The 21,477-nt window shown below is 74.2% G+C and carries 20 protein-coding genes; 12 read left to right on the forward strand and 8 right to left on the reverse strand.

Features of this window, described 5'->3' with window-relative positions:
- Window positions 1-294 precede the first annotated feature (294 nt).
- Together IN07_RS09405 and IN07_RS09410 are read right to left on the reverse strand one after the other, a co-directional pair.
- Window positions 295-924 carry an alpha-ketoglutarate-dependent dioxygenase AlkB gene (locus tag IN07_RS09405; protein ID WP_036335413.1) on the reverse strand — a complete coding sequence of 210 codons (630 nt, stop codon included), beginning with the start codon at window positions 922-924 and terminating at the stop codon, window positions 295-297.
- A gap of 114 nt (window positions 925-1,038) precedes the next feature.
- Window positions 1,039-3,279: a RecQ family ATP-dependent DNA helicase gene (locus IN07_RS09410; RefSeq protein WP_036335414.1), complete on the reverse strand. Its 2,241-nt coding sequence runs from the start codon at window positions 3,277-3,279 to the stop codon at window positions 1,039-1,041.
- An 80-nt stretch (window positions 3,280-3,359) separates the two neighbouring features.
- Here IN07_RS09410 and IN07_RS09415 point away from each other — a divergent pair, with 80 nt between their 5' ends.
- From IN07_RS09415 to IN07_RS09435, 5 genes are all read left to right on the forward strand, one after another.
- Entirely contained in the window at window positions 3,360-4,187 is an 828-nt protein-coding gene (locus IN07_RS09415) for a PHP domain-containing protein (RefSeq protein ID WP_036335415.1), read from the forward strand.
- A gap of 69 nt (window positions 4,188-4,256) precedes the next feature.
- On the forward strand, window positions 4,257-4,505 hold the full coding sequence (locus IN07_RS09420) for a hypothetical protein (protein WP_036335416.1): 249 nt from the start codon (window positions 4,257-4,259) through the stop codon (window positions 4,503-4,505).
- Between the two features lie 51 nt (window positions 4,506-4,556).
- Window positions 4,557-5,534, forward strand: coding sequence for a carbamate kinase (locus tag IN07_RS09425; RefSeq protein ID WP_036335417.1), 978 nt, complete (start codon window positions 4,557-4,559; stop codon window positions 5,532-5,534).
- A 2-nt stretch (window positions 5,535-5,536) separates the two neighbouring features.
- The gene (gene bar, locus IN07_RS09430; protein ID WP_036335418.1) at window positions 5,537-6,640 is read left to right on the forward strand and encodes a barbiturase; all 1,104 of its coding nucleotides are present in this window, start codon (window positions 5,537-5,539) and stop codon (window positions 6,638-6,640) included.
- A 283-nt stretch (window positions 6,641-6,923) separates the two neighbouring features.
- Window positions 6,924-8,015, forward strand: coding sequence for a PP2C family protein-serine/threonine phosphatase (locus IN07_RS09435; RefSeq protein WP_231558072.1), 1,092 nt, complete (start codon window positions 6,924-6,926; stop codon window positions 8,013-8,015).
- A 17-nt stretch (window positions 8,016-8,032) separates the two neighbouring features.
- On the opposite strand, the gene IN07_RS09440 is transcribed toward IN07_RS09435, so the two are convergent.
- The 4 genes from IN07_RS09440 to IN07_RS09455 all read right to left on the reverse strand — a co-directional run bounded on the left by IN07_RS09440 (window position 8,033) and on the right by IN07_RS09455 (window position 12,008).
- Window positions 8,033-8,722, reverse strand: a complete 690-nt coding sequence (locus tag IN07_RS09440; protein WP_036335419.1) for a lysophospholipid acyltransferase family protein — start codon at window positions 8,720-8,722, stop codon at window positions 8,033-8,035.
- A gap of 2 nt (window positions 8,723-8,724) precedes the next feature.
- Window positions 8,725-8,991, reverse strand: a complete 267-nt coding sequence (locus tag IN07_RS09445; protein WP_036335420.1) for a hypothetical protein — start codon at window positions 8,989-8,991, stop codon at window positions 8,725-8,727.
- Between the two features lie 141 nt (window positions 8,992-9,132).
- Window positions 9,133-10,545, reverse strand: coding sequence for a YlbE family protein (locus tag IN07_RS09450; RefSeq protein ID WP_036335421.1), 1,413 nt, complete (start codon window positions 10,543-10,545; stop codon window positions 9,133-9,135).
- Window positions 10,542-12,008 (reverse strand): FdrA family protein, encoded by a 1,467-nt coding sequence (locus IN07_RS09455; protein ID WP_036335422.1) that lies wholly within the window; start codon window positions 12,006-12,008, stop codon window positions 10,542-10,544. Before IN07_RS09455 ends, IN07_RS09450 begins: the two co-directional genes overlap by 4 nt.
- Before the next feature lie 165 nt (window positions 12,009-12,173).
- Between IN07_RS09455 and IN07_RS09460 the strand changes: the two genes are divergently transcribed.
- Genes IN07_RS09460 through IN07_RS09475 form a run of 4 tightly spaced genes read left to right on the forward strand, consistent with a single transcriptional unit; the run spans window position 12,174 to window position 16,678 of the window.
- Entirely contained in the window at window positions 12,174-13,049 is an 876-nt protein-coding gene (locus IN07_RS09460; RefSeq protein WP_036335423.1) for an FAD binding domain-containing protein, read from the forward strand.
- Window positions 13,046-13,567: a (2Fe-2S)-binding protein gene (locus tag IN07_RS09465; RefSeq protein ID WP_036335424.1), complete on the forward strand. Its 522-nt coding sequence runs from the start codon at window positions 13,046-13,048 to the stop codon at window positions 13,565-13,567. The genes IN07_RS09460 and IN07_RS09465 overlap by 4 nt, the downstream gene beginning before the upstream one ends.
- 43 nt (window positions 13,568-13,610) lie before the next feature.
- Window positions 13,611-16,028 carry an aerobic carbon-monoxide dehydrogenase large subunit gene (cutA, locus tag IN07_RS09470; RefSeq protein ID WP_036335425.1) on the forward strand — a complete coding sequence of 806 codons (2,418 nt, stop codon included), beginning with the start codon at window positions 13,611-13,613 and terminating at the stop codon, window positions 16,026-16,028.
- Window positions 16,025-16,678, forward strand: coding sequence for an SRPBCC family protein (locus tag IN07_RS09475; RefSeq protein ID WP_036335426.1), 654 nt, complete (start codon window positions 16,025-16,027; stop codon window positions 16,676-16,678). Before cutA ends, IN07_RS09475 begins: the two co-directional genes overlap by 4 nt.
- Here the strand turns inward: IN07_RS09475 and pdxR are convergent.
- A complete protein-coding gene (pdxR, locus tag IN07_RS09480) occupies window positions 16,654-18,081 on the reverse strand; it encodes a MocR-like pyridoxine biosynthesis transcription factor PdxR (RefSeq protein WP_036335427.1) in 1,428 nt (475 codons plus the stop codon). The genes IN07_RS09475 and pdxR overlap by 25 nt on opposite strands.
- 66 nt (window positions 18,082-18,147) lie before the next feature.
- Here pdxR and IN07_RS09485 point away from each other — a divergent pair, with 66 nt between their 5' ends.
- The gene (locus IN07_RS09485; protein WP_036335437.1) at window positions 18,148-19,047 is read left to right on the forward strand and encodes a DMT family transporter; all 900 of its coding nucleotides are present in this window, start codon (window positions 18,148-18,150) and stop codon (window positions 19,045-19,047) included.
- Here IN07_RS09485 and IN07_RS23910 read toward each other — a convergent pair.
- Window positions 19,022-20,050: a DUF3995 domain-containing protein gene (locus tag IN07_RS23910; protein WP_156119107.1), complete on the reverse strand. Its 1,029-nt coding sequence runs from the start codon at window positions 20,048-20,050 to the stop codon at window positions 19,022-19,024. The genes IN07_RS09485 and IN07_RS23910 overlap by 26 nt on opposite strands.
- 68 nt (window positions 20,051-20,118) lie before the next feature.
- Between IN07_RS23910 and IN07_RS09495 the strand changes: the two genes are divergently transcribed.
- Window positions 20,119-20,691 (forward strand): TetR/AcrR family transcriptional regulator, encoded by a 573-nt coding sequence (locus IN07_RS09495; RefSeq protein WP_064972391.1) that lies wholly within the window; start codon window positions 20,119-20,121, stop codon window positions 20,689-20,691.
- Window positions 20,692-20,872: 181 nt separating this feature from the next.
- Window positions 20,873-21,442 (forward strand): hypothetical protein, encoded by a 570-nt coding sequence (locus IN07_RS23915; RefSeq protein WP_156119109.1) that lies wholly within the window; start codon window positions 20,873-20,875, stop codon window positions 21,440-21,442.
- The last annotated feature ends 35 nt before the right edge of the window (window positions 21,443-21,477 follow it).

Genomic DNA, 21,477 nt, shown 5'->3' on the forward strand with positions numbered 1-21,477 from the left:
TATTGATACTTGGCACTGACTTTCGGCACGCTGTTGAGTTCTCAAGGAGCGGACGCGCACGAAACCCGACCAATTTCTTGGCCGTTCTTCGTGGCGGTGATTTCCACTCTACACCAAGTTCCGCAGCAGTCGAACCTCGGGGGTTCTTCCGGCGGTTTCCCAGGCCTTGCGGCCCGGTCCGTTCTCGCTTGGTGCATGGAGAACGATACACGCCCTCGGAGGGGTTCTGCAGGGGGGTCCCCGGGGACCCCCCTCGAATGGTCCTCGTGCGCTGCTGAGCAGGGAGAACGCGCCTCAGGCCACGCCGCGGGGGCGGAACTGGACGCTGACGCGTGGGCCGACCGTCCTGGTCGTCTTCGGGATGCAGTGCTCCCAGGTGCGCTGGCAGGAGCCGCCCATCACGACCAGGTCACCGTGGCCGAGGTTGAAGCGCTGGCTGTCGCCGCCGCCCACCGGCCGGAGGAGGAGCGGCCGGGGCGAACCGAACGAGACGATGGCGACCATCGTGTCCTCGGTGCGGCTGCGCCCGATGCGGTCGCCGTGCCAGGCGACGCTGTCCCGGCCGTCGCGGTACAGGCACATGCCGGCCGTCACGAACGGCTCCCCCAGCTCTGGCCGGTAGTGGTCGTCGAGGGCGGTGCGGGCCTCGGTGAGCACGGGATGCGGCAGCACCTCGTCTCCCCCGTACCAGCGCAGCAGGCGGGGGACGGCCACGTCGCGGTCGTACATCTGCCGGCGGTCCTCCCGCCAGCCGATGTCACCCAGCAGGACGTCGAGCACGCTGCCGGAGCCCTCGATCCAGCCGGGGAGGTGGTCGACCCAGGCGCCGCGGGTCAGTTGGTGCCGGGAGATCCGCCCTGCAAGGGGGGTCAGCGCGGCCTCGTCGGCGACGTCCCAGATGGACGGCTGGTGCGCGAGCGACATGCAGGAAGGCTACCCGCGGTTTCGCACAGGTGTTCGAAACCCTGTGGACAAGCTCTCGGCCTCCCTGCAGGTCCCGCCACGAGGTCGCGAGTGGTGGGGCAGGGAGGCCCTTCTTCAGGCGCTGAGTGCGAGCACGAACGGCAGCACCGCACCGGCACCCGCCAGCCGCAGCTCCCGACCGGCGACGGTCATGGTCCAGCGCGAGTCGGCCAGGTCGTCGACGAGGAGCACCGGGGCGTCGCCGAGCTCGGCCAACCGGTCGCGGAGCTCCGTCCCGACCACGATGCGCTGCCAGACGCCCGCCAGCCGGAAGGCGCTGTTGCCGCCCGGCCCGCCGGTGGGGCCGCCGTGCGCCAGGTCGAGCGCCCCCAGGTAGGGCAGGCGCCCGAGCTGCGCCAGCCCCTGCGCCACGCCCGTCACCAGCGCCGGCCGCCGCCGGGACGGCATCGCGACCACGCCGGCTGGTCGCTGCGACCAGTCCCAGGCGCCCAGCACCCGCGCGCAGGCCTTGAGCAGCTCCTCGTCCGGCGGTGCGTCGTTGGGCAGGCCGGGCCGCATGACCCGGTGGCTCACGTCGTAGGCGGCGTCCGGGTCCTCCTCGATCGAGGGCGCCTCGATGTCCTCCGCCAGGCTCGCCACGCCACCGACGCCGTCGTCCCCCAGGAGGGTGCGCAGGCGCTGACCCCAGCCCAGGTCGGTCAGCCGGGCCACGGCGCGACCGGTGGCGATCTGCTCGCCGGCCGCGATCTTGCCCTTCACCTCGACGCCCAGCCGGTCGGCGCCTGTGGGCCACTGGGCCCGCGGCGCGAGCTCCACGCCAGGACGGTCCAGCCGCGCGGAGGCAGCCTCGGCCGCCCCGGCCGGCACGTCGGTGGGGTACCAGGGGCCGGCGCAGACGTCACAACGCCCGCAGGGGGCGGCGGTCGGGTCGTCGAGCGCCGTCTGGAGGAAGGCCATCCGGCACTCGGCGGTGTCCACGGGTCGGGCGTAGGTGAGCATCGACCGCTGCTCGGCCTCCCGGGTCGCGGTGACCCGCGAGTACCGGTCGGCGTCGTAGACCCAGGGGACGCCGGTGGAACGCCAGCCGCCCTGCACCCGCTCCACCGCTCCGTCGACGGCGAGCACCTTGAGCAGCAGTTCGAGCCGGGAGCGGCGCACGTCGGCCACCGTCTCCAGGCGCGCGACCGACCACGCCTTGCCGTCGGCCATCGCGGTGAGGACGGCGGCGGCGTGGTCCTCCCGGGGCATGGAGGAGGTGGCGAACCACTGCCAGATCGCGATGTCCTCGGGGCCGGGCAGCAGCAGTACGTCGGCGTTGGCCACGGCGCGGCCGGCACGACCCACCTGCTGGTAGTAGCTCACCGGGGACGACGGTGCGCCCAGGTGGACGACGAAGCCCAGGTCGGGCTTGTCGAAGCCCATCCCGAGCGCCGACGTGGCGACCAGGGCCTTCACCCGGTTCTCCCGCAGCGCCTCCTCGGCGTCCTTGCGGTCGGCGTCGTCGAGTCGCCCGGTGTAGGCGCGGACCTCGTGACCGGCGTCGCGCAGCAGCGCCGCCGTCTCCTCGGCCGCGGCGACGGTGAGCGTGTAGACGATGCCGCTGCCCGGCAGGTCGCCGATGTGCGCCGACAGCCAGGCCAGCCGGGCGCGGTCGGTGTCCAGCCGCAGGACGCCCAGCCGCAGCGAGTCGCGGGCCAGCGGGCCCCGGACCGTGGTGACCTCGACCCCGCCGGCGCCGAGCTGCTCGGCGACGTCGGCGACCACCCGCTCGTTGGCCGTGGCGGTCGTCGCGAGCACCGGGGTGCCGGCGGGCAGCTGACCGAGCAGGTCGCGGATGCGGCGGTAGTCGGGGCGGAAGTCGTGCCCCCAGTCGGAGACGCAGTGCGCCTCGTCGACCACGAGGAGCCCGCAGCGCTCGACCAGGCTGGGCAGCTGCTCGTCCCGGAAACGCGGGTTGGTCAGCCGCTCCGGGGACACCAGCAGGACGTCGACGTCGTCGGCGGCGAGCCGGGCGTTGATGTCGTCCCACTCGGTCACGTTGGAGCTGGAGATCTCCACGGCCTTGATGCCCGCGCGGGCGGCCGCGGCCACCTGGTCGCGCATCAGCGCGAGCAACGGGCTGACCAGCAGCGTGGGGCCGGCACCGCGGCGGCGCAGCAGGGCGGTGGAGACGAAGTAGACCGCGGACTTCCCCCAGCCGGTGCGCTGCACGACCAGGGCACGCTGGTGCCGTTCGACGAGCGCGGTGACGGCGGCGTCCTGCCCCTCGCGGAAGACGGCGTCGGCTCGGCCGGTGAGCTCGCGCAGGACGCCGAGCGCCTCATCGGCCAGATCGGTCTCGACAGCGGTGCTCATGCCCCCGACCGTAGGCGGCGGCACCGACAACGGGCACCTGGGCGTGCGGTGGTTGTGGACGACCGGTTGGATGGACCTCGATGCTGCCCCCGGACAACCACGTGCACTCCGAGTTCTCGTGGGACACCGGCCCACGAGCCTCGCTCCTGCGCGCCTGCGAGCGCGCCGTGGAGATCGGCCTCCCGGCCATCGCCTTCACCGAGCACCTGGACTTCACCGTCTGGGACGCCGCCGACCGCGCCACCGCGCAGGGGCTGACCGACCGCCACCCCGCCAACCAGCTGCCGATCGACGTCGACCTCTACGCCGAGACGATCTGGGAGGCCCGCCAGCGGTTCCCGACGCTGCGGGTCTGGTCCGGCGTCGAGGCGGGCGAGCCGCACCTGTTCGGGGCCAGCGTCGCCGCGCACCTGGGCGCCTCCCCGGTCGACCGGGTGCTCGGCTCCCTGCACTCGCTGCCGGTCGACGGCCGGCTGATGGGCGTCAACCGGCTGCTCCACGCCCCGGGCGTCGACGTCGTCGCCACGATGCGCCGCTACCTCACCGAGATGGTGGCGATGATCGAGAGCAGCGACGTCTTCCAGGTGCTGGCCCACTGCGACTACCCCCGGCGCTACTGGCCCGGCGGCCGGGAGCAGTACCCGGAAGCCGTGTTCGAGGAGGAGTACCGGGCGGTCTTCCGGGCGCTGGCCGGCAGCGGCCGGGCCCTCGAGGTGAACACCACCAGCCCGCTGTGGTCGGTCGGGCTGCTCCGCTGGTACCGCGAGGAGGGCGGCGACGCCGTCAGCTTCGGCAGCGACGGCCACCAGCCGCACCTGGTCGGGCAGCGGTTCGACCTGGCGGTCGACGTCGTCGAGCAGGCCGGCTTCCGCCCCGGCCGGGACCGCTTCGACTTCTGGCGCCGCTGAACCAGCTCGGGGACGACGATCCGAGAACGGTGGGTCCCGATCCGGTGGTGGACTGCCGATGAGGGGAGGGTGACCACTCCGGCTGCCCTCGAGGACCCGACCGACGCGGACGACGCCGTCCCCTTCGGCCCGCAGACCGTCGTCCAGGAGGCGACCACCGCCGGCCTGGCCGCCATCGCCCGGCTGCACGAAGAGGCCCTCGCGGCGATCGCCGCGCTGGCCGAGAGCTGGGAACAGCCTGCCGACCCCGTCCGGGTGCTCCGCACGGCCGAGCGGCCGGCCGTCGTCCTCCGGCCCGGGAGCGCGGCCGCCGCCTGATTCTCGCGGAGGTACTTCACCGCTAAGGCACTTCACCGCTAGGGTCACGCAATGGCCCTCCCCCTTCGTGTCGTCATCGCCCTGGGCGGCAACGCGATGACCGGTGCCGACGGCTCCGCCACCCCACGCGCTCAGCGAGACGCCATCGCGGTGGCAGCCCGGCACGTGGCCGCCGTCGTCGCCACCGGGGCCGAGGTGGTGCTCACCCACGGCAACGGCCCCCAGGTCGGCAACCTGCTGGTCAAGAACGAGCTGGCCGCGCACGTGGTGCCACCGGTCCCGCTGGACTGGAACGTCGCCCAGACCCAGGCGACCATCGGCTTCACCTTCGCCGACGAGCTGGACGCCGCACTGGCCGCCCTCGGCTCGCCGCAACGCACCGCGGCCCTGGTCACCCGCACCCTGGTCGACCCCGCCGACCCGGGCTTCGCGACGCCGTCCAAGCCGGTCGGCCGACACCTGCCCCGCGACGAGGCCCAGCGCTTCATCGACCTCGGGCAGAACTGGGAGGACCGCGGCGAGCGCGGCTGGCGGCGGGTGGTCGCCTCGCCCGAGCCGTTGTCGGTGGTCGACGTCCCGGCCATCTCGGCGCTCAGCGGCGCCGGGTTCGTGGTCGTCTGCGCCGGCGGAGGCGGCGTGCCCGTGGTCCCGGGCGCCGCGGACGGCGATGCGCTGATCGGCGTGGAGGCCGTCATCGACAAGGACCTCACCGCCGCCCTGCTCGCCCGGGAACTGGGCGCGGACACGCTGGTCATCGCCACCGACGTCCCGCACGTGATGGTCGACTTCGGCACCCCCTCGGCCCGGCCGCTCACCCGGGTCACCGTCGCCGAGATGCGTGCCCACGCCGACGCCGGCCAGTTCGCCCGCGGCAGCATGGGCCCCAAGGTCGAGGCCGCACTCCGGTTCGTCGCCGACCCCGAGACCGGCCGCCGGGGCGCACGCGCCGTCATCACCTCACTGACCTCCATCTCCGACGCCGTCGCCCGTGACGACGTCGGCACCGTCCTCACCGCACAGAAGGAGTAGCCATGCCCGCACCGATCGAGGTCCGCAAGGTCCCGCTGCACAACGTCAGCGACGCCTCCGAGCTCGCCAAGCTCATCGACGACGGCGTCATGGAGGCCGACCGGGTCATCGCCGTCATCGGCAAGACCGAGGGCAACGGCGGCGTCAACGACTACACCCGGATCATCGCCGACCGCGCCTTCCGCGAGGTGCTGATGGAGAAGGGCTCGCGGAGCAAGGAGGAGGTCGGGGAGATCCCGATCGTGTGGTCCGGCGGCACGGACGGCGTGATCAGCCCGCACGCCACCATCTTCGCCACGCTGCCCGAGGACTCGGTGGAGAAGACCGACGAGCCGCGGCTGACCGTCGGGTTCGCCATGAGCGAGGTGCTGCTGCCCGAGGACATCGGCCGGCTCACCATGGTGGAGAAGGTCGCCGAGGGCGTGCGCCGGGCCATGGCCGAGGCGGGCATCACCGACCCGGCCGACGTCCACTACGTGCAGACCAAGACGCCGCTGCTGACCATCGAGACGATCCGCGAGGCCAAGTCCCGCGGGCAGGAGACGTACTACGACGAGCCGCACGGCTCGATGGACCTCTCCAACGGGACGACGGCGCTGGGCATCGCGCTGGCGCTGGGCGAGATCGAGATGCCGGAGCAGAAGCAGGTCATGCGCGACTTCGACCTGTTCAGCGCGGTCGCCTCCTGCTCCTCGGGCGTCGAGCTGGACCGGGCGCAGATCATCGTCGTCGGCAACGCCCGCGGGCACGGCGGCGACTACCGGATCGGCCACTCGGTGATGACCGACGCCCTCGACCAGGACGGCATCTGGAACGCCATCCGGGACGCCGGCCTCGAGCTGCCGGAGCGCCCGCACACCTCCGACCTGGACGGCAACCTGGTCAACGTCTTCCTCAAGTGCGAGGCCGACCCGACCGGCTACGTCCGCGGCCGGCGCAACGCGATGCTCGACGACTCCGACGTCTTCTGGCACCGGCAGATCAAGGCCACCGTCGGCGGCGTCGCCGCGTCGGTGACCGGCGACCCGGCGGTGTTCGTGTCGGTGGCCGCGGTGCACCAGGGCCCGTCCGGCGGCGGCCCGGTCGCCGCCATCGTCAAGGCCTGACCCGTCCACGGGCTCGCCGCTCCGCGCTCGTGCGGGGCGGCGGGCCTCGGCCGGCGTCCGCCGTCAGGCGACGGTGGTCTCGAGGGTGACCGAGACGTTGCCGCGGGTGGCGTTGGAGTAGGGGCAGACCTGGTGGGCGGCCTCGACCAGCTGCTCCGCGGTCGCCTGGTCGACGCCGCCGAGCCCACCCGCCCGGGGTGCGTGAGCCTGACCAGCCGGTTCGCTACCTTGGGCGCTGCACCGGGCCCGCGGGGGGAGACCGGACGGACGAGGAGCTGTTCCGGTGACGAGGTTGCAACGCCTGCAGCGGGCGCTGCCCGCGGCGGTGCTGGCCGTCGTCACCGCGACCGACCTCCTCAGTGGGCCCGGGCAGGTCATCCTGGGCCTGGTCGTCATGGCCCCGCTGCTGGCGGCGACGACGCTCGGCCGGCGAGCCACGATCGGCTACGCCGTCCTGGCGCTCGTCCTGGCGGCGCTGTTGGGCGTCTACGACGAGCAGTACACCGCCAGCACGCTGCTCCCCCAGGTGGTCCGGTTGCTCGCGGTGGTGGTCGGCGGCGTCCTTGCCGTGGGCGCCTGCACCCTGCGGCTGCGCCGCGAGGCCCAGCTGGCCCGGCTGAGCGCGCAGGCGGCCACCACCGAGGCCGCGCTGCAGATGGCCGAGGCGCTGCAGCTGAACCTGCTCGGGACGCCGCCACAGGTGGCCGGCCTGGAGTCGGCCGTGCGCTACCTGCCGGCCAGCCGGCACACCCAGGTGGGCGGCGACTGGTACGACGCCTTCTCGCTCCCGGACGGGAGCACCATGCTCGTCATCGGGGACGTCGCCGGGCACGACGCACCGGTGGCGGCGAGCATGGCCCAGACCCGGGCGATGCTCCAGGCCATCGCCCAGCGCTCGACGGGCTCGCCGGCCGAGGTGCTGCGCACCCTGGACGAGGTGCTCGCCGGTCTGGGGCTGCACACGCTTGTCACGGTGTGCGTGGCGCGGATCGACGCGCGGGCGCCCGATGCCGCTGACGGCACGCGGCTGCTCCGGTGGTCCAACGCCGGTCACCCGCCACCGGTGCTGGCGCAGGCCGACGGCGGGGTCACGATGCTCGATCGCCCCCCGGAGAGCCTGCTCGGCATCGCACCCGGCGCCCCGCGGACCGACCACACCCTGCGGCTGTGCCCGGGCGACACGCTGCTCTTCTACACCGACGGACTCGTCGAGCGGCGGGGCGCACCGCTCGACGACGGGTTGGCCTGGCTGGTCGACGAGCTGACCCGGACCGGCCGCGAACCCCTCGACCGGCTCTGCGACGGCCTGCTGGGCGAGCTCGGTGGGCGGGTCGACGACGACGTGGCCCTGCTCGCCGTCCGTCTCCCCGGCTGAGCGCGGGCGTCGGCGGTTCAGGCCGCGCGGTCGCGCCCCTCGGCCTTGACATCGGCGGCGTACCGGTCGACGTACTCGGCACCGGACAACCGCTGCAGCTCGGCCATGACCTCGTCGGTCACACTGCGCAGCGCCGCTCCGTCGTCCGCCGGCCCCGGGTGGTCGGAGAAGTCCAGCGGTGCACCGATCCGGACGACCACCCGGCCGGGGCGGGGCAGCCGGGCGCCCGGGGGCATCAGGGCGCGGCTGCCGATCACGGCGATCGGCACGACCGGGGCCCCGGTGGTCAGCGCCAGCCGCGCCACCCCGGTCTTGCCGCGGTGCAGCCGGCCGTCGGGTGACCGGGTGCCCTCGGGGTAGATGCCGAGCACCCCGCCACCGGCGAGCACCTCCCGACCGCGCCGCAGCGCGGCCTCGGCGGCCGTGGCCCCGCCACGGTCCAGCGGGACCATGCCGATGCTCTCCAGGAGCAGGCGCATCCCCCGGCCCAGCAGCCCAGGGCGGGTGAAGTACTCGCTCTTGGCCAGGTAGGTCACCCGCCGGCGGGTGAGCACCGGGGGGAAGAACTGGTCGAGGGTGGAGGGGTGGTTGCCGGCCAGGATCACCGGCCCGGTCGCCGGGAAGTGCTCCGCCCCCTCGACCCGCGGTCGGAACAGGCCCCAGATCAGCGGCCGCACGAGGCCGCGCACGATCGGGTAGGCGTCCACGGTCAACGCTCGTCCGGGGCCCGGCCGGCATGGTCGACCAACTGCTCGGCACTCTCCAGCTGCCCGTGCGTCCGGGCGCAGGACGCGCAGCAGAAGAAGACGCCGTCGGCCTCGACGCCGTGCCCGACCACCTTCACCCCGCAGTGCTCGCACACCGGCGCGAGCGCGTGGATCGCGCACTCGAAGCTGTCGAAGGTGTGCACCGCCCCGGCGGCGTGCACCTCGAAGCTCAGCCGGTAGTCGTTCCCGCAGACCTCGCAGCTGGCCATGGCCCCACCCTCCGTCGGCGTCGCGGCCGGTACCGACCGTCGTCGGCGACTACCCGCTGCCCCGGGGAGGTAACGAGCACCGTCCTCCGGCGGCCAGGGCGCGGTGCCGTCGTCAGCACATGGGACCGAGGTCCAGGCCCGTCAGGCCGCGCGGGACTCCTCGGCCAGTGCCGCCAGCGCCTGCTCGAAGCAGGCCTGGGGCGGCTGCACGAGCCCGGCACCGACCTGACCGGTGCCGGCGACCCGGCCGGCCATGCCGGTGTTGATCTGCGGCAACCAACCGGTGCGGGCGACCTGGAGGACGTCGATGCCGGTCGGGGAGCCGCGGAAGCCCATGATCGGGATCTGCATCGCCGGGTTCTCGGCCAGGGTGAGCTGGTACATCCGCTCGGTGGTCGCCAGGGCGTCGGGCACGGTGCCGCCGACGAACCGGACGATCGCCGGCGCCGCGGCCATGGAGAAGCCGCCGACGCCGTAGGCCTCCATGATCGCGGAGTCGCCGATGTCGGGGTTGGCGTCCTCGGGGCCGTAGTCGCCGAGGTAGAGCCCCACCGGGGTGTTGGCCGGGGCGGTGAACCAGCGGTCGCCGGTGCCGGCGGTCTGGATGCCGAACTCGGTGCCGTTGCGGGACAGCACGGTGACCATCGACGACCCGGGGACGTCGCGGGCGGCGTCCATCGCGAGCTTCGCCGTGGGCATGCCGAGGTTCAGGTAGAAGTGCTCGTTGCCGCCGATGAAGCGCAGCACGTCGGCGATGTCCTGGGCCGGCGCGTCGACGCCGACGATGGACGGCGACAGCTCGCGCAGCGCCATCAGCGAGCCCGCGCGGTTGCGGTTGTGCCCCTCGTCGCCCATCTGCAGCATCTGGGCGAGGATCGCCTTGACGTCCAGCGGCTCGGGGCGGCTGCGGACGGCGCGCTGGAGCACCGGGCCGAGCACGTCGCGCATCCAGGCCAGCCGGGTGAGCACCTCGTCGTTGTAGGCGCCCATCCGCAGGACCTTGCCCAGGCCCTCGTTGAGGTTGCACCAGGCCTGCCCGCCGTTGGCCGGGTCTTCCAGGCACCACATCCACATCGACGGGCTGGTCACCCCGGCCATCGGGCCGACGGTGCGGTGGTGGTGGCAGGGGTCCAGGGCGATCTCGCCGGCGGCCAGGATGCGCTCGGCGTCGGCGACGTCGGCGGCCCAGCCCTCGAAGACACAGGCGCCGATGAGCGCGCCGCGCATCGGGCCGGAGGCGGTCTCCCAGGTGAGCGGCGGGCCGGAGTGCAGCAGCATCCGGTCAGGCAGGTCCAGCACCTCGCGGGCCGGCCGGACGTCGACCAGCAGCGAGCCCGCGGCGAGCACCCGCTCGACGGCGACCCGGTTGGCGGCCGCGCGGCGCGGGTCCAGCGCGAGCTGGGTGAGGTCCTCGGCGCTGCCGAAGCCCGGCGGGCGCCAGTCGACGTCGGTGACGCTCGCACCCTGCTGCCGGAGCGCGGTGGAGAACACCTCGACGCCGGCGGCGACGATGGACGGCGGGGCGGACAGCAGTCCGCCGAGGGGCTCGGTCATGCCTGGTCTCCCAACAGCGCGAGTGCGTAGCGGACAGCGGCCGCGTTGGAGGCGAAGACCGCGGCGCCGGCCTCGGCGAGGGCGTCGGCCTGCCGCGACCAGCCCTGCGGGTCGCCCTCCGTGCCGACCAGCGCCACCACGGTGGGCAGGCCGGCCGACTGCAGCGCGGGGACCAGGGTCGCGGCCGGGTCGGCGTCGGCCCCGTGGCCGAGGACGACGTCGAGCAACAGGACGGCGGGCTCCCCGCCGGCGGCGAGGCCGGCGATCGCCTCCAGCCGCAGCGTCGGGTCGATCATCGGGTGCGCCCGGCCGACGGTGAGCGCGTCGTCGCCGAAGTCGACGACCACGTGGCCGCGGGCGGCCAGGTCGGTGCCGAGGTCGAGGTCGGGGCGCAGCGGGGTGTTGGACCGGATGTCGCCCAGGGTCGGGGCGGCGATCAGCATCGTCTCGTCGGCGAGGGTGCCGCCGGAGTAGAAGCCCTTGAGGACGGCGCCGTCCGGCACCGCGTCCGCGGTCCCGGGCCGGGAGGGCCACTCGGGGACGGCGATGCCCAGGTCACCGAGCAGTGCCTCGACCGCGGCGGTGAGGTCGGGCTGCTCCGGGCTGAGCGCGGCGGAGCGGACCGGGACCGACAACCCCTGGGCAACCTCGGCGACCCGGGCGGCGACCGAGGGCGCCGGGGGCTTGGAGACCAGCAGCACCCGCTCGGTGGCCGGGTCGGCGTCCAGCGCGGCCAGGGCGTCCAAGGTGGCCAGCCCGCCGACGGCCTCGGAGAGGTCGCGGCCGCCGACGCCGAGCACGTGCGAGACGCCGACCCCGGCCGCGTCGAGCAGGCAGCTGACCTGCTGGGCGCCGGTGCCCGAGGCCGCGACCAGGCCGACCGGGCCACGGCGGACGACGTTGGCGAAGCCGAGGGCGAGGCCGGAGACGATCGCCGTCCCGCAGTCGGGGCCCATCACCAGCACACCGGCGTCGTGCGCGGCCCGCTTGAGCGCGACCTCGTGCTCGACCGGCACCCCGTCGCTGAAGATCAGCACCGACCGGCCGGCGGCGATGGCGTCGGCGGCCTCGGCGACCGCGTACGGCCCGGGCACGCTGATGATCGCCAGCGCCGGGTCGGCGGCGCCGTCCAGGCCGGCGCCGATCGTGCGGGCCGGGATGGTCTGCGTCTCGCCCCGGTCGGCGCGGGCGGTGAGCGCGGCGTCGACGGCGGCGACCGCGGCGGCCAGCTCCGCGTCGTCCGTGGCGGTCAAGGCGATGAGCAACTGGTCGGGCTTCGCCTCGCCGTCGGGCGCCAGGCCCATGCCGGCGGCGAGCTCGAGGTTCAGCGGCGTGGCCATCGCGACGACGACGGTGTGCACGCCGGGGCGGTCACCGATCTCGCGACTGACCTGCATGAGCCGGACGGAGTCGGCGTAGACGCCGCTCCGCAGGGAGACGTGCCGAACTGGACTGTCGCTCACCTGGCGGGACGCTACCGGAGAAAATGTCTCAGCGGTGAGGTAATTCTACGGCCGGATCGAGGCGACGAAGTTTTAGCGCTGAGGTACTTCCGTGTCCCAGGATCCGGTGACACAGTTGCGCCTTCCCCGATCCGTAGACCCGCACTCGGAGGTGACCCGCACCCGGTGAAGCCCGCTCCGTTCGGCTATGCCGACCCGACCTCGGTCGACGAGGCGCTCGACGTCCTGACCAGCGAGGGCGAGGGCGCGAAGGTGCTCGCCGGCGGGCAGTCACTGCTGCCGCTGCTGTCGATGCGACTGGCCGCGCCCAGCACCCTCGTCGACATCAACCGGGTGCCCGGCCTCGACCAGATCTCCGCCGGCCCCGACGGGGTGCGGGTCGGGGCGCTGGTCCGGCACGCCCAGCTGCTCGCCTCGTCCGAGGCGGCCGGCGTGCAGCCGCTGCTCGGCCGGGCCACGGCCAACGTCGCCCACCCGGCCATCCGCAACCGCGGGACGACGGTCGGCTCCATCGCGCACGCCGACCCCTCGGGCGAGATGACCGCGGTGCTGGCACTGACGGACGGTTCCGTCACGGTCGCGACGCCGGAGGGGCGCGAGACGATCGGCTGGGGCGACTTCTTCCTGGGGCCGCTGGAGACCTCGGTGCACGGGCCGGCCGTCGTCCTCGACGCCTTCTTCCCGGCGCTGCCGGAGCGGTCGGGCACCGCGTTCGCCGAGATCGCCCGACGCAAGGGCGACTACGCGGTCTGCGGGGCGGGCGTCGTCGTCACGCTCGACGCCGACCGGCGGGTCAGCTCCGCCCGGGCCGCCTACCTCTCCGTCGGGCTGGTGCCCGAGGTGCATGACCTGACCGACGCCGTCGTCGGCCAGCCGGTCGACACCGCCGACTGGACGGCGGCGGGCGAGCTGGCCCGCGGCCTGGTCGACCCGGACGGCGACCTGCACGCCAGCGCCGACTACCGGCGGCTGCTGGTCGCGACCCTCACCGCCCGCACGCTGGCCGACGCCGGCGCCGAAGCAGCCAGGAGGACCGCGTGACCGAGGTTCGTACCGAGCGGGCGATCTCCGTCGTCGTCAACGGTGTTCCACGTGAAGCGACCGTGCCGGTCCGCTGGCTGCTGTCGGACGCGCTCCGGCACGAGTTCGGGCTGACCGGCACGCACGTGGGCTGCGAGCACGGCGTCTGCGGTTCGTGCACGGTGCTGGTCGACGGACAGCCCACCCGCTCCTGCCTGGTGCTCGCGGTGCAGGTCGACGGCCGCGAGGTCACCACCGTCGAGGGGCTGTCCCGCTCGGACCACCAGGGCGGGCAGGTGCTGCACCCGATCCAGGAGGCGTTCCGGGAGTGCCACGCGCTGCAGTGCGGCTTCTGCACGCCGGGCTTCCTGACCACGATCGCGGCCGGCCTGGACGCCCGCGACCCGTCGGTGGAGATCACCGACGAGGAGGTCGAGGAGCTGGTCGGCGGCAACCTGTGCCGCTGCACCGGCTACGCCAACATCAAGAAGGCCTGCCGGCACGCAGCAGCGACCATGCGCGACGAGGCCGCCCGATGACCACCAAAATGGCCATTTTGGTGGTCGTGGGGAGGACGGTCCGGTGACGACCAAGTTCTTCGGGGAGCCGGTGCGCCGGCGCGAGGACGCCCGGCTGATCATCGGCCAGGGGCGCTACCTCGACGACATCGGCTCCGGCGCCTACGCGGCCGCTTTCGTCCGCAGCCCGTACGCGCACGCCCGGGTGCTCGACATCGACGTCAGCGCGGCGATGGACGTCGAGGGCCTGCTGGCGATCTACACCTACGAGGACCTCACCGGCCCGCTGGCCGAGCCGCTGCCGGTGCTCATCCCGCACCCGCAGCTCACCGCCCCGCGCACCGGCTACCCGCTGGTGAAGGACGTCGCCCAGCACGTGGGCGAGCCGATCGTGATGGTGGTGGCCACCGACCGGTACATCGCCGAGGACGCCGCCGGGCTGATCGAGGTCAGCTACGAGGAGCTGCCGGTCGTGGTGGGCGTCGACGCGGCCGAGGCCGCCGAGCACACCGTGCACGACGACGTACCGGACAACATCGCGGCGCGGCACCACCAGGAGACCGGCGACGTGGAGGCGGCGCTGGCCGCCAGCGCGCACACGCTCTCCTTCACCCAGTACTTCGAGCGCAGCGCCTCCATGCCGATGGAGGGCAAGGGCGTGCACGCCCGCTGGGACGACGCCGACTCCTCGCTGCGGGTCTACTCCTCCACCCAGGCGTCGACGTCGGTGCGCGCGGCGATCGCGGCCAAGCTCGAGCTGTCGATGGAGAAGGTCGAGGTCATCGCGCCGGACGTCGGCGGTGGGTTCGGCGTGAAGATCGTGCACCCGTGGCCGGAGGAGCTGCTCGTGCCGATGGCCGCGCGGCGGCTCGGGCACGAGGTGAAGTGGACCGAGGACCGGCGCGAGCACTTCATCTCCAGTGCCCACGAGCGTCAGCAGCGGCAGGAGATCACCGTCGGGTACGACGACGACGGGCGGATCACGGCCCTCGACGTCCTCGTCTGGCACGACAACGGCGCGTACACGCCCTACGGGATCATCGTGCCGATCAACACGGCCACCCAGCTGTGCGGCCCCTACGACATCCCGGTCTACCGGGCCCGCGTGAACAGCGTCTACACGAACACCGTCATCGTCACGCCGTACCGCGGGGCCGGGCGGCCGCAGGGCACGTTCGCGATGGAACGCACGATGGACCGGATCGCCCAGGCGCTCGGGATCGACCGTGCACTGGTCCGGGAGCGGAACCTGATCCAGCCCGACCAGTTCCCCTACGACTGGGGCCTGACGTTCCAGGACGGCCGGCCGCTGATCTACGACTCCGGCGACTACCCGGCGATGATGGCCAAGCTCAAGGTGCTGGTCGACTGGGACGGGTTCGCCGAGCGGCGGGCCGCGGCCGAGGCGCGCGGGAAGCTGCTGGGCATCGGGATGGCGCCCTACGTCGAGGGCACCGGGCCAGGGCCGTACGAGGGCGCCCACGTCCAGGTCCTGGGCAGCGGCAAGGTGCTGGTCTCGACCGGGCTGACCTCGCAGGGCCAGGGGCACGAGACGGTGTTCGCCCAGCTGGCGGCCGCGGAGCTCGGCGTTCCGATGGAGGACGTCGTGGTCACCACCGGCGACACCCGGCGCTTCGGGTACGCGGTCGGCACGTTCGCCTCGCGGGCCGCGGTGGTGAGCGGCAACGCCGTCGCTCTGGCGGCTCGCGGGGTGAAGGAGAAGGCGCTGCGGATCGCCGCCGAGGTGCTGGAGGCCGATCCGGCCGACCTGGAGATCGACGAGGGCCTGGTCCAGGTGAAGGGGACGCCGGGCGCCTCCATCCCGCTGCGCACGGTCGCCGTCCTGTCCAACCCGCTGCGCTACGCCTTCGACGAGGCGGCGCGGCAGGCGACCCAGTTCTCCGGGCCGGGCGACGACTCCAAGCCGCCGGTGGCGGTCGGGGACGCGCCGGGGCTGGAGCACACCGACTACTACTCCCCGTTGCGCTCGACCTTCGCCTCCGGCGCGCACGCCGTGGTCGTGGAGATCGACCCGGCGACCTGGGAGATCCAGATCGAGCAGTACGCGGTGGTGCACGACTGCGGCACGATCATCAACCCGATGATCGTCGAGGGGCAGGTGCACGGCGGCGTCGCGCAGGGCGTGGGCGGGGCGCTGTACGAGCGGATGGCCTACGACCGCGACGGCCAGCTGACCAACGCCTCGTTCATGGACTTCCTGATGCCGTACGCCTCCGAGGTGCCCGACGTCGACATCGACCACCAGTCGACGCCGTCGCCGCTGAACGAGCTGGGCATCAAGGGCGCCGGCGAGGCCGGCGTCATCCCCGGCTCGGCGGCGATCGCCTCGGCGATCGAGGACGCGGTGGGACGACGGATCGCGGCGATGCCGATCTCCCCCACCGAGCTGTACGACCTGGTGCGCTCGGACGCCGAGCGCGTGACCAACTCTTCCCCCCACGACTCTGGAGCGATGGCGTGAACCTCGACGGCAGTGCGGTCCTCTCGGCGGCCCCGGAGCAGGTCTGGGCGGTGATCACCGACCCGGCGGTGCTGGCGCGGACCATCCCGGGCTGCGAGTCGCTGCAGCAGGTCGGCGAGGACAGCTACACGATCGTCGTCTCGGCCGGGGTGGGCGCGATCCGCGGGAAGTACGCGGGCGAGGTGCGGCTCTCCGACCTGTCGTTCCCGAAGTCGTACGTCATGCACGCGTCCGGCTCGGGTGGGCCGGGATCGGTGCGGGCCACCGTGCAGATCAACCTGGCGCCCTCGGGTGACGGGACGGAGCTGACGTACTCGGCGGACGCCGTGGTCGGTGGCGCGGTCGCAGGTGTGGGCCAGCGGATGATCACCGGCGTCGCCAAGAAGATGGCCGGGCAGTTCTTCTCGGCAGTGGACAAGGAACTGGTGGAGCCGAACGTGGTGGCCGACGTCATCCCGATCGCCGCCGACGTTCCCGCGGGAACGTCCGCCGACGCGGCCCCCGCCCCGGTCGCCTACGCCAAGGCCCCGGCTGCTGCGGGTGGCTGGGTGCCCGCCGAGGCGCGGCCCCTGCTGGTCGGCGCCGCCGGCGGCGGCCTGCTCACACTGCTCGGCGTGTGGGTCGGCTACCTCCTCGGCCGCCGGGGCTGAGCGTCGGCCAGCCGCTCGATCGCGGTGCGGAGGCGGTCGGGGGCGTTGGCGGCGTAGCCGAGGACGAGGCCGGGGTCGCCGGGGGTCATCCGGTGCCAGCACAGCGGGTGGACGACGACGCCTGCGTTCCGGACGGAACTGGCCAGCTCGACGTCGTCGGCGTCCGAGCCGGGGAACGTGATCAGCACGTGCAGTCCGGCCGCCACCCCGGAGACGACCGCACCTGGCAGGTGCTGAGCCAGCGCCGTCACCAGTGCATCCCGCCGGGCCCGCTGCCGCCCGCGCACCAGCCGCAGGTGCCGGTCGTGCTCGCCTGACCGCAGGAGCTCTGCCAGCACGAGCTGCGGGAGCGCCGGGCTGCCGAGGTCGCTCGCGTGCTTCGCCGCCACCAGGTCGGCGTCCAGGGACGACGGCGCGACCAGCCAGCCCAGCCGCATCCCCGGCGCCAGCGTCTTGGACGTGCTCCCGGTGTGCGCCACGTGCTCCGGTGCCGACGGCTGCAGCGCCGGCACGGGTGCCCGGTCGTACCGGTGCTCGGCGTCGTAGTCGTCCTCGATCACCAGCCCGCCGCCGTCCCGCGCCCACGCGAGCAGCTCCCGCCGCCGCCCCGGCGACAGCACCACCCCGGTCGGGAACTGGTGCGCCGGCGTCACCATCACCGCCGGCACGGCCGGCATCCCCTCGACGACCAGGCCGTCGGCGTCCACCGGCACCCCGACCGGCCGCAGCCCCCAGTGGGCGAACTCCTCCCGCGCGCCCCGCGACCCCGGGTCCTCCACACCGACCGAGTCCGCGCCCCGCGACCGCAGCGTCTGGGCCAGCAGCGCCAGCGCCTGCGCCACCCCGGACACCACCAGGACCTGCTCCGGCGCGACCCGCAGGCCTCGGGTCCGGCCGAGCCAGCCGGCCAGCTCGCCCCGCAGCCGGGCGCTCCCCCGCGGGTCGCCGTAGCCCAGGTCCGCCGCCGACGCGTCCCGCAGCACCGCCCGTTCCGCCCGCAGCCAGGCCGCCCGCGGGAACGCCGCCAGGTCGGGCACCCCCGGCGACAGGTCGATCTCGCCCTCCGCCGCCGGCCGGTTGGTCGGCAGCGGCAGGCGCACGGGGCCGGCGGGTGTGTCGACGGCGGGGCGGGCAGGCGCCGCGACCGACCGGGGCAGGACGACGGTCCCCGACCCGGTCCGGGCCGCGACCAGCCCCTCGTCCACCAGCCGCTGGTACGCCTCGACCACCACACCGCGGGCGATGCCCAGGTCACCGGCCAGTGCGCGGGTGGCCGGCAGCCGGTCGCCCGCCGCCAGGCGGCCGTCCAGCACCGCCGCCCGCACCTCGGCGGTCAGCCAGTCGGTCAGTCCGCGCGCCGGTGCGGCCGCCGGGTCGAGCTGGGGGAAGTCAGCGCCGCGCATTGGTCCACTCCCGACGACGGTGATTGGCCCTCCACGGTGGACCAGCAGGCCAGCAGCATGGCAGCCATGACGACCACCGTGGAAGCACCCCAGCAGCAGTCGGCGGCGGCCGCCGTCCTCACCGGGGCGACCGCGATGGGCTTCGTCGGCAGCAGCGTGGCGATCTCCGCCGTCCTCTCCGATGCCCCCCTGTTCACCGCCCAGTCGCTCCGGTACGCGGCGGCCTGCCTCATCCTGCTCGGCTTCGTCCGACTGGCCGGACGGTCGGTGACCAGGCCGCGCGGGGCGGAGTGGGCCTGGCTGCTCGGCATCGTCGGCACGGGGATGGTGCTGTTCAACGTGGCGCTGGTGCGCGGGTCCGAGCACGCCGAGCCGGCCGTGCTCGGGGTGGCCGTGGCCAGCGTGCCGATCGCGCTCGCGGCGGTGGGGCCGCTGATGACCGGACGGCGTCCCGAGGCCCGGGTGCTGCTGGCGGCCGCGGTGGTCACCGTCGGCGCCGGGCTGGTGCAGGGCCTGGGCCGCAGTGACGCGATCGGGCTGGCCTGGGCGGTCGTCGTCCTGGCCTGCGAGGCCGGGTTCACGCTGCTCGCCGTCCCGCTGCTGGCCAGACACGGCGCGTGGGGCGTCTCGGTGCACACCACCTGGCTCGCGGCGGTGGTGTTCGGCGCGCTCGGGCTCGCCACCGAGGGACCGACGGCGGCCGCCGAGCTGACCGGCGGCGAGCTCGCCGCGGTCGGCTACCTGGCGGTCGGGATGACCGCGGTCGCCTTCGTGCTCTGGTACTCCGCCGTCGGCCGGCTGGGCACCGCGCGCGCCGGCCTGCTGACCGGTGTCGCCCCCGTCGCCGCCGCCGGGGTCGGCGTGGCGATGGGCGGTGCGGCGCCCGGGCCGCTGGTGTGGCTGGGCATCGCGGTGGTCGGCGTCGGGCTGTCCGTCGGCCTCACCGCGTCGAGCAGGGAGCGGTGACGCAGCTCGGCACCTCGCGCAGACCATGAGGCCCGGTCGCGGGTGGCGCGCCACCGGCCCAGGTGCGTCGCGTACCCCAGGCGAGCGCGAGGCACAGCGGGGAGTAGAGGGCCAGGTCGAGTGCCCGGAAGACCGCCGTGGCGTTGCCGAGTCCCGACGCGGAGACGACCAGGCCCGCGCCGCCGCGCAACGCCAGCACCCCCGCGACCGTGCGCACGCCCAGGTCCGCGACCGGGAACGGGACGACCGCGACGCGGCGGCCCGGGCGGACGCGTGACTGCACGACCACGGCGGCGGCCCCGAGCAGGCCGGCGACCGACCAGGTCGCGGTGGCCGACGGGAAGGTGCTGCTGCCGACGACGGTCTGCGCGAGCGACCTCTCATCGCGGGCCGGCCACGGGATGCCGAGCGCCCACACCGCGTGCAGCGCACCGACGCCGACCAGCGCCGCGGTGGTGGCGTCGGCCGCGACGCGCCGGGACCGGAGGGCCGCCTCGGGCTCCGGCCGGGCGCCGGCAGGGCGGGCCGCACTGCGCATCGCCCGCACCCAGGGGGACAGCCTGCGCCGCTGGACCGGTTCACCCGCGAGCACCGCCTCGGCACCATCGAACGCGTCCTCGATGAGGGCGTCGTGCAGCCACCGCACCACCAGCGGCCAGCCGATCCGCATCCACCGGATCGGCTGTGCGTCGATGACGTGGCGCAGCTGCACCCGTCCGTCGCCCAGGTCCTCGACGGCGAACCAGTGCGTGCCGACGAGCTCCGTCTGCGGCGCGAAGCGGAACGCCACCGAGCGGACGGGTCCGCTCAGTTCCGCCGTCTCCACCGAGTAGCGCACCCGGTCGTGCCCCCCTGCGCTGCCGGGTTCCGGTCCGCGGTCGAGGACCATCGGCGGCCACCGGTCACCGGGCCACAGCCGGTCGCCGTCGGCGCCGAGGCCGTCGAGCAGCTCGGCGACCTGCGCGAACGGTGCCGTGACGATCCGTTCATGGGCATTCCGCACCACGACCTCCGACCATTCGGTTGCGTACGGTCTCTGTCCATACGGGACCGTACGGTAGGGTCTTCCGCGTGGTCAAGAAGACGACGGGTGGCCGCCTCACCCGTCACGACTGGGTCCACGCCGGCTTCGCAGCGGTGATCGACAGCGGGATCGAAGCACTCGCCGTGGAGCCACTGGCGGCGCGGATGGGCACCACCAAGGGGAGCTTCTACTGGCACTTCGCCGACCGGGCCGAGCTGGTGACGGCGGTGCTCGACGTGTGGGAGCAGCTCGCCACCGGAGCCGTCGTCGATGAGCTGGGCCAGGTCGCCGATCCCCGCGAGCGACTCCGCATGCTCCTCGGGGTCGTCTTCCGGGACGCGGACGAGGACCGCTTCGAGCACGCGGTCCACTCCGCCGCGACCCACCCCCAGGTCGTCCCGGCACTGGCCCGCGTCACCGCCTCCCGCGTCGGCTTCCTCACCGACCTGTTCCTGGAGCTCGGCCTCCCCCGGGCTCGCGCTCACGACCGCGCCCGCATCGCCTATGCCGCGTACCTCGGCCACCTGCAACTCCGCCGGCTCGACCCCGTGGGCGAGCCCTCACCCGACGCGGTGCGCCGATACGCCGACGAGCTCCTGGCCGTCCTCGCAACGCCCTGACCCAGCCGGACGTCGGAGGTCGGTCCGCGTCGGGCCCCACCTCCCGGGCACGTCGATCGCACGCCGGAGCGGGCCCAATCCCGACAGGCGAGGCCCATGGGCACGACAGCGAGCGCACAGCCGCTCGGCCGACGCTCACGACATCGGTCGGATCGCCCGACCGGAGTTGGAGGAGACCATCGTGCGCACGAAGCTGATCACCCTCACCGCAGCCGGGCTGCTCGCCGCGGGTGGCGTCGCCGTCGCCGTCCCGGCCCTGGCCGACACGGACTCGGCCGACCCCGCCGCCACGGGCTCTTCGCGGGTCGACCGGATCACCGAGGCGCTGGCCGGGCTGGTCTCGGACGGTTCCCTCACCCAGGAGCAGGTCGACGAGGTGGCCGCCACCCTCGACGCGGCCGACCTCCGTGGCGGGCACGGCGGATGGCACGGCGGCGGACCCGGCGGCGGTCGTGGCCTCGGGACCGCGGCGTCGGCCCTGGGCATGACCGAGGAGGAGCTGCGCACGGCCCTGGAGGCCGACGGCGCCACGCTCGCCTCGGTGGCCGAGGAGCAGGGCGTGGCCGTGGACCCCCTGGTCGACGCCCTGGTCGCGGCCGCGCAGGAGCGCGTCACCCAGGCCGTCACCGACGGCGACCTGACCCAGGAGCAGGCCGACGAGCGCCTGGCCGACCTGGAGGCGTGGATCACCGAGCGGGTGAAGAGCACCTGGGGCGATGAGTGGCGGCGTCCGACCGACAGCGGGGACTGACCCGGCGACACGTCCGCGGGGTCCGCCGGCACCGA

The organism is Modestobacter caceresii (assembly GCF_000761485.1).
Taxonomy (GTDB): domain Bacteria; phylum Actinomycetota; class Actinomycetes; order Mycobacteriales; family Geodermatophilaceae; genus Modestobacter; species Modestobacter caceresii.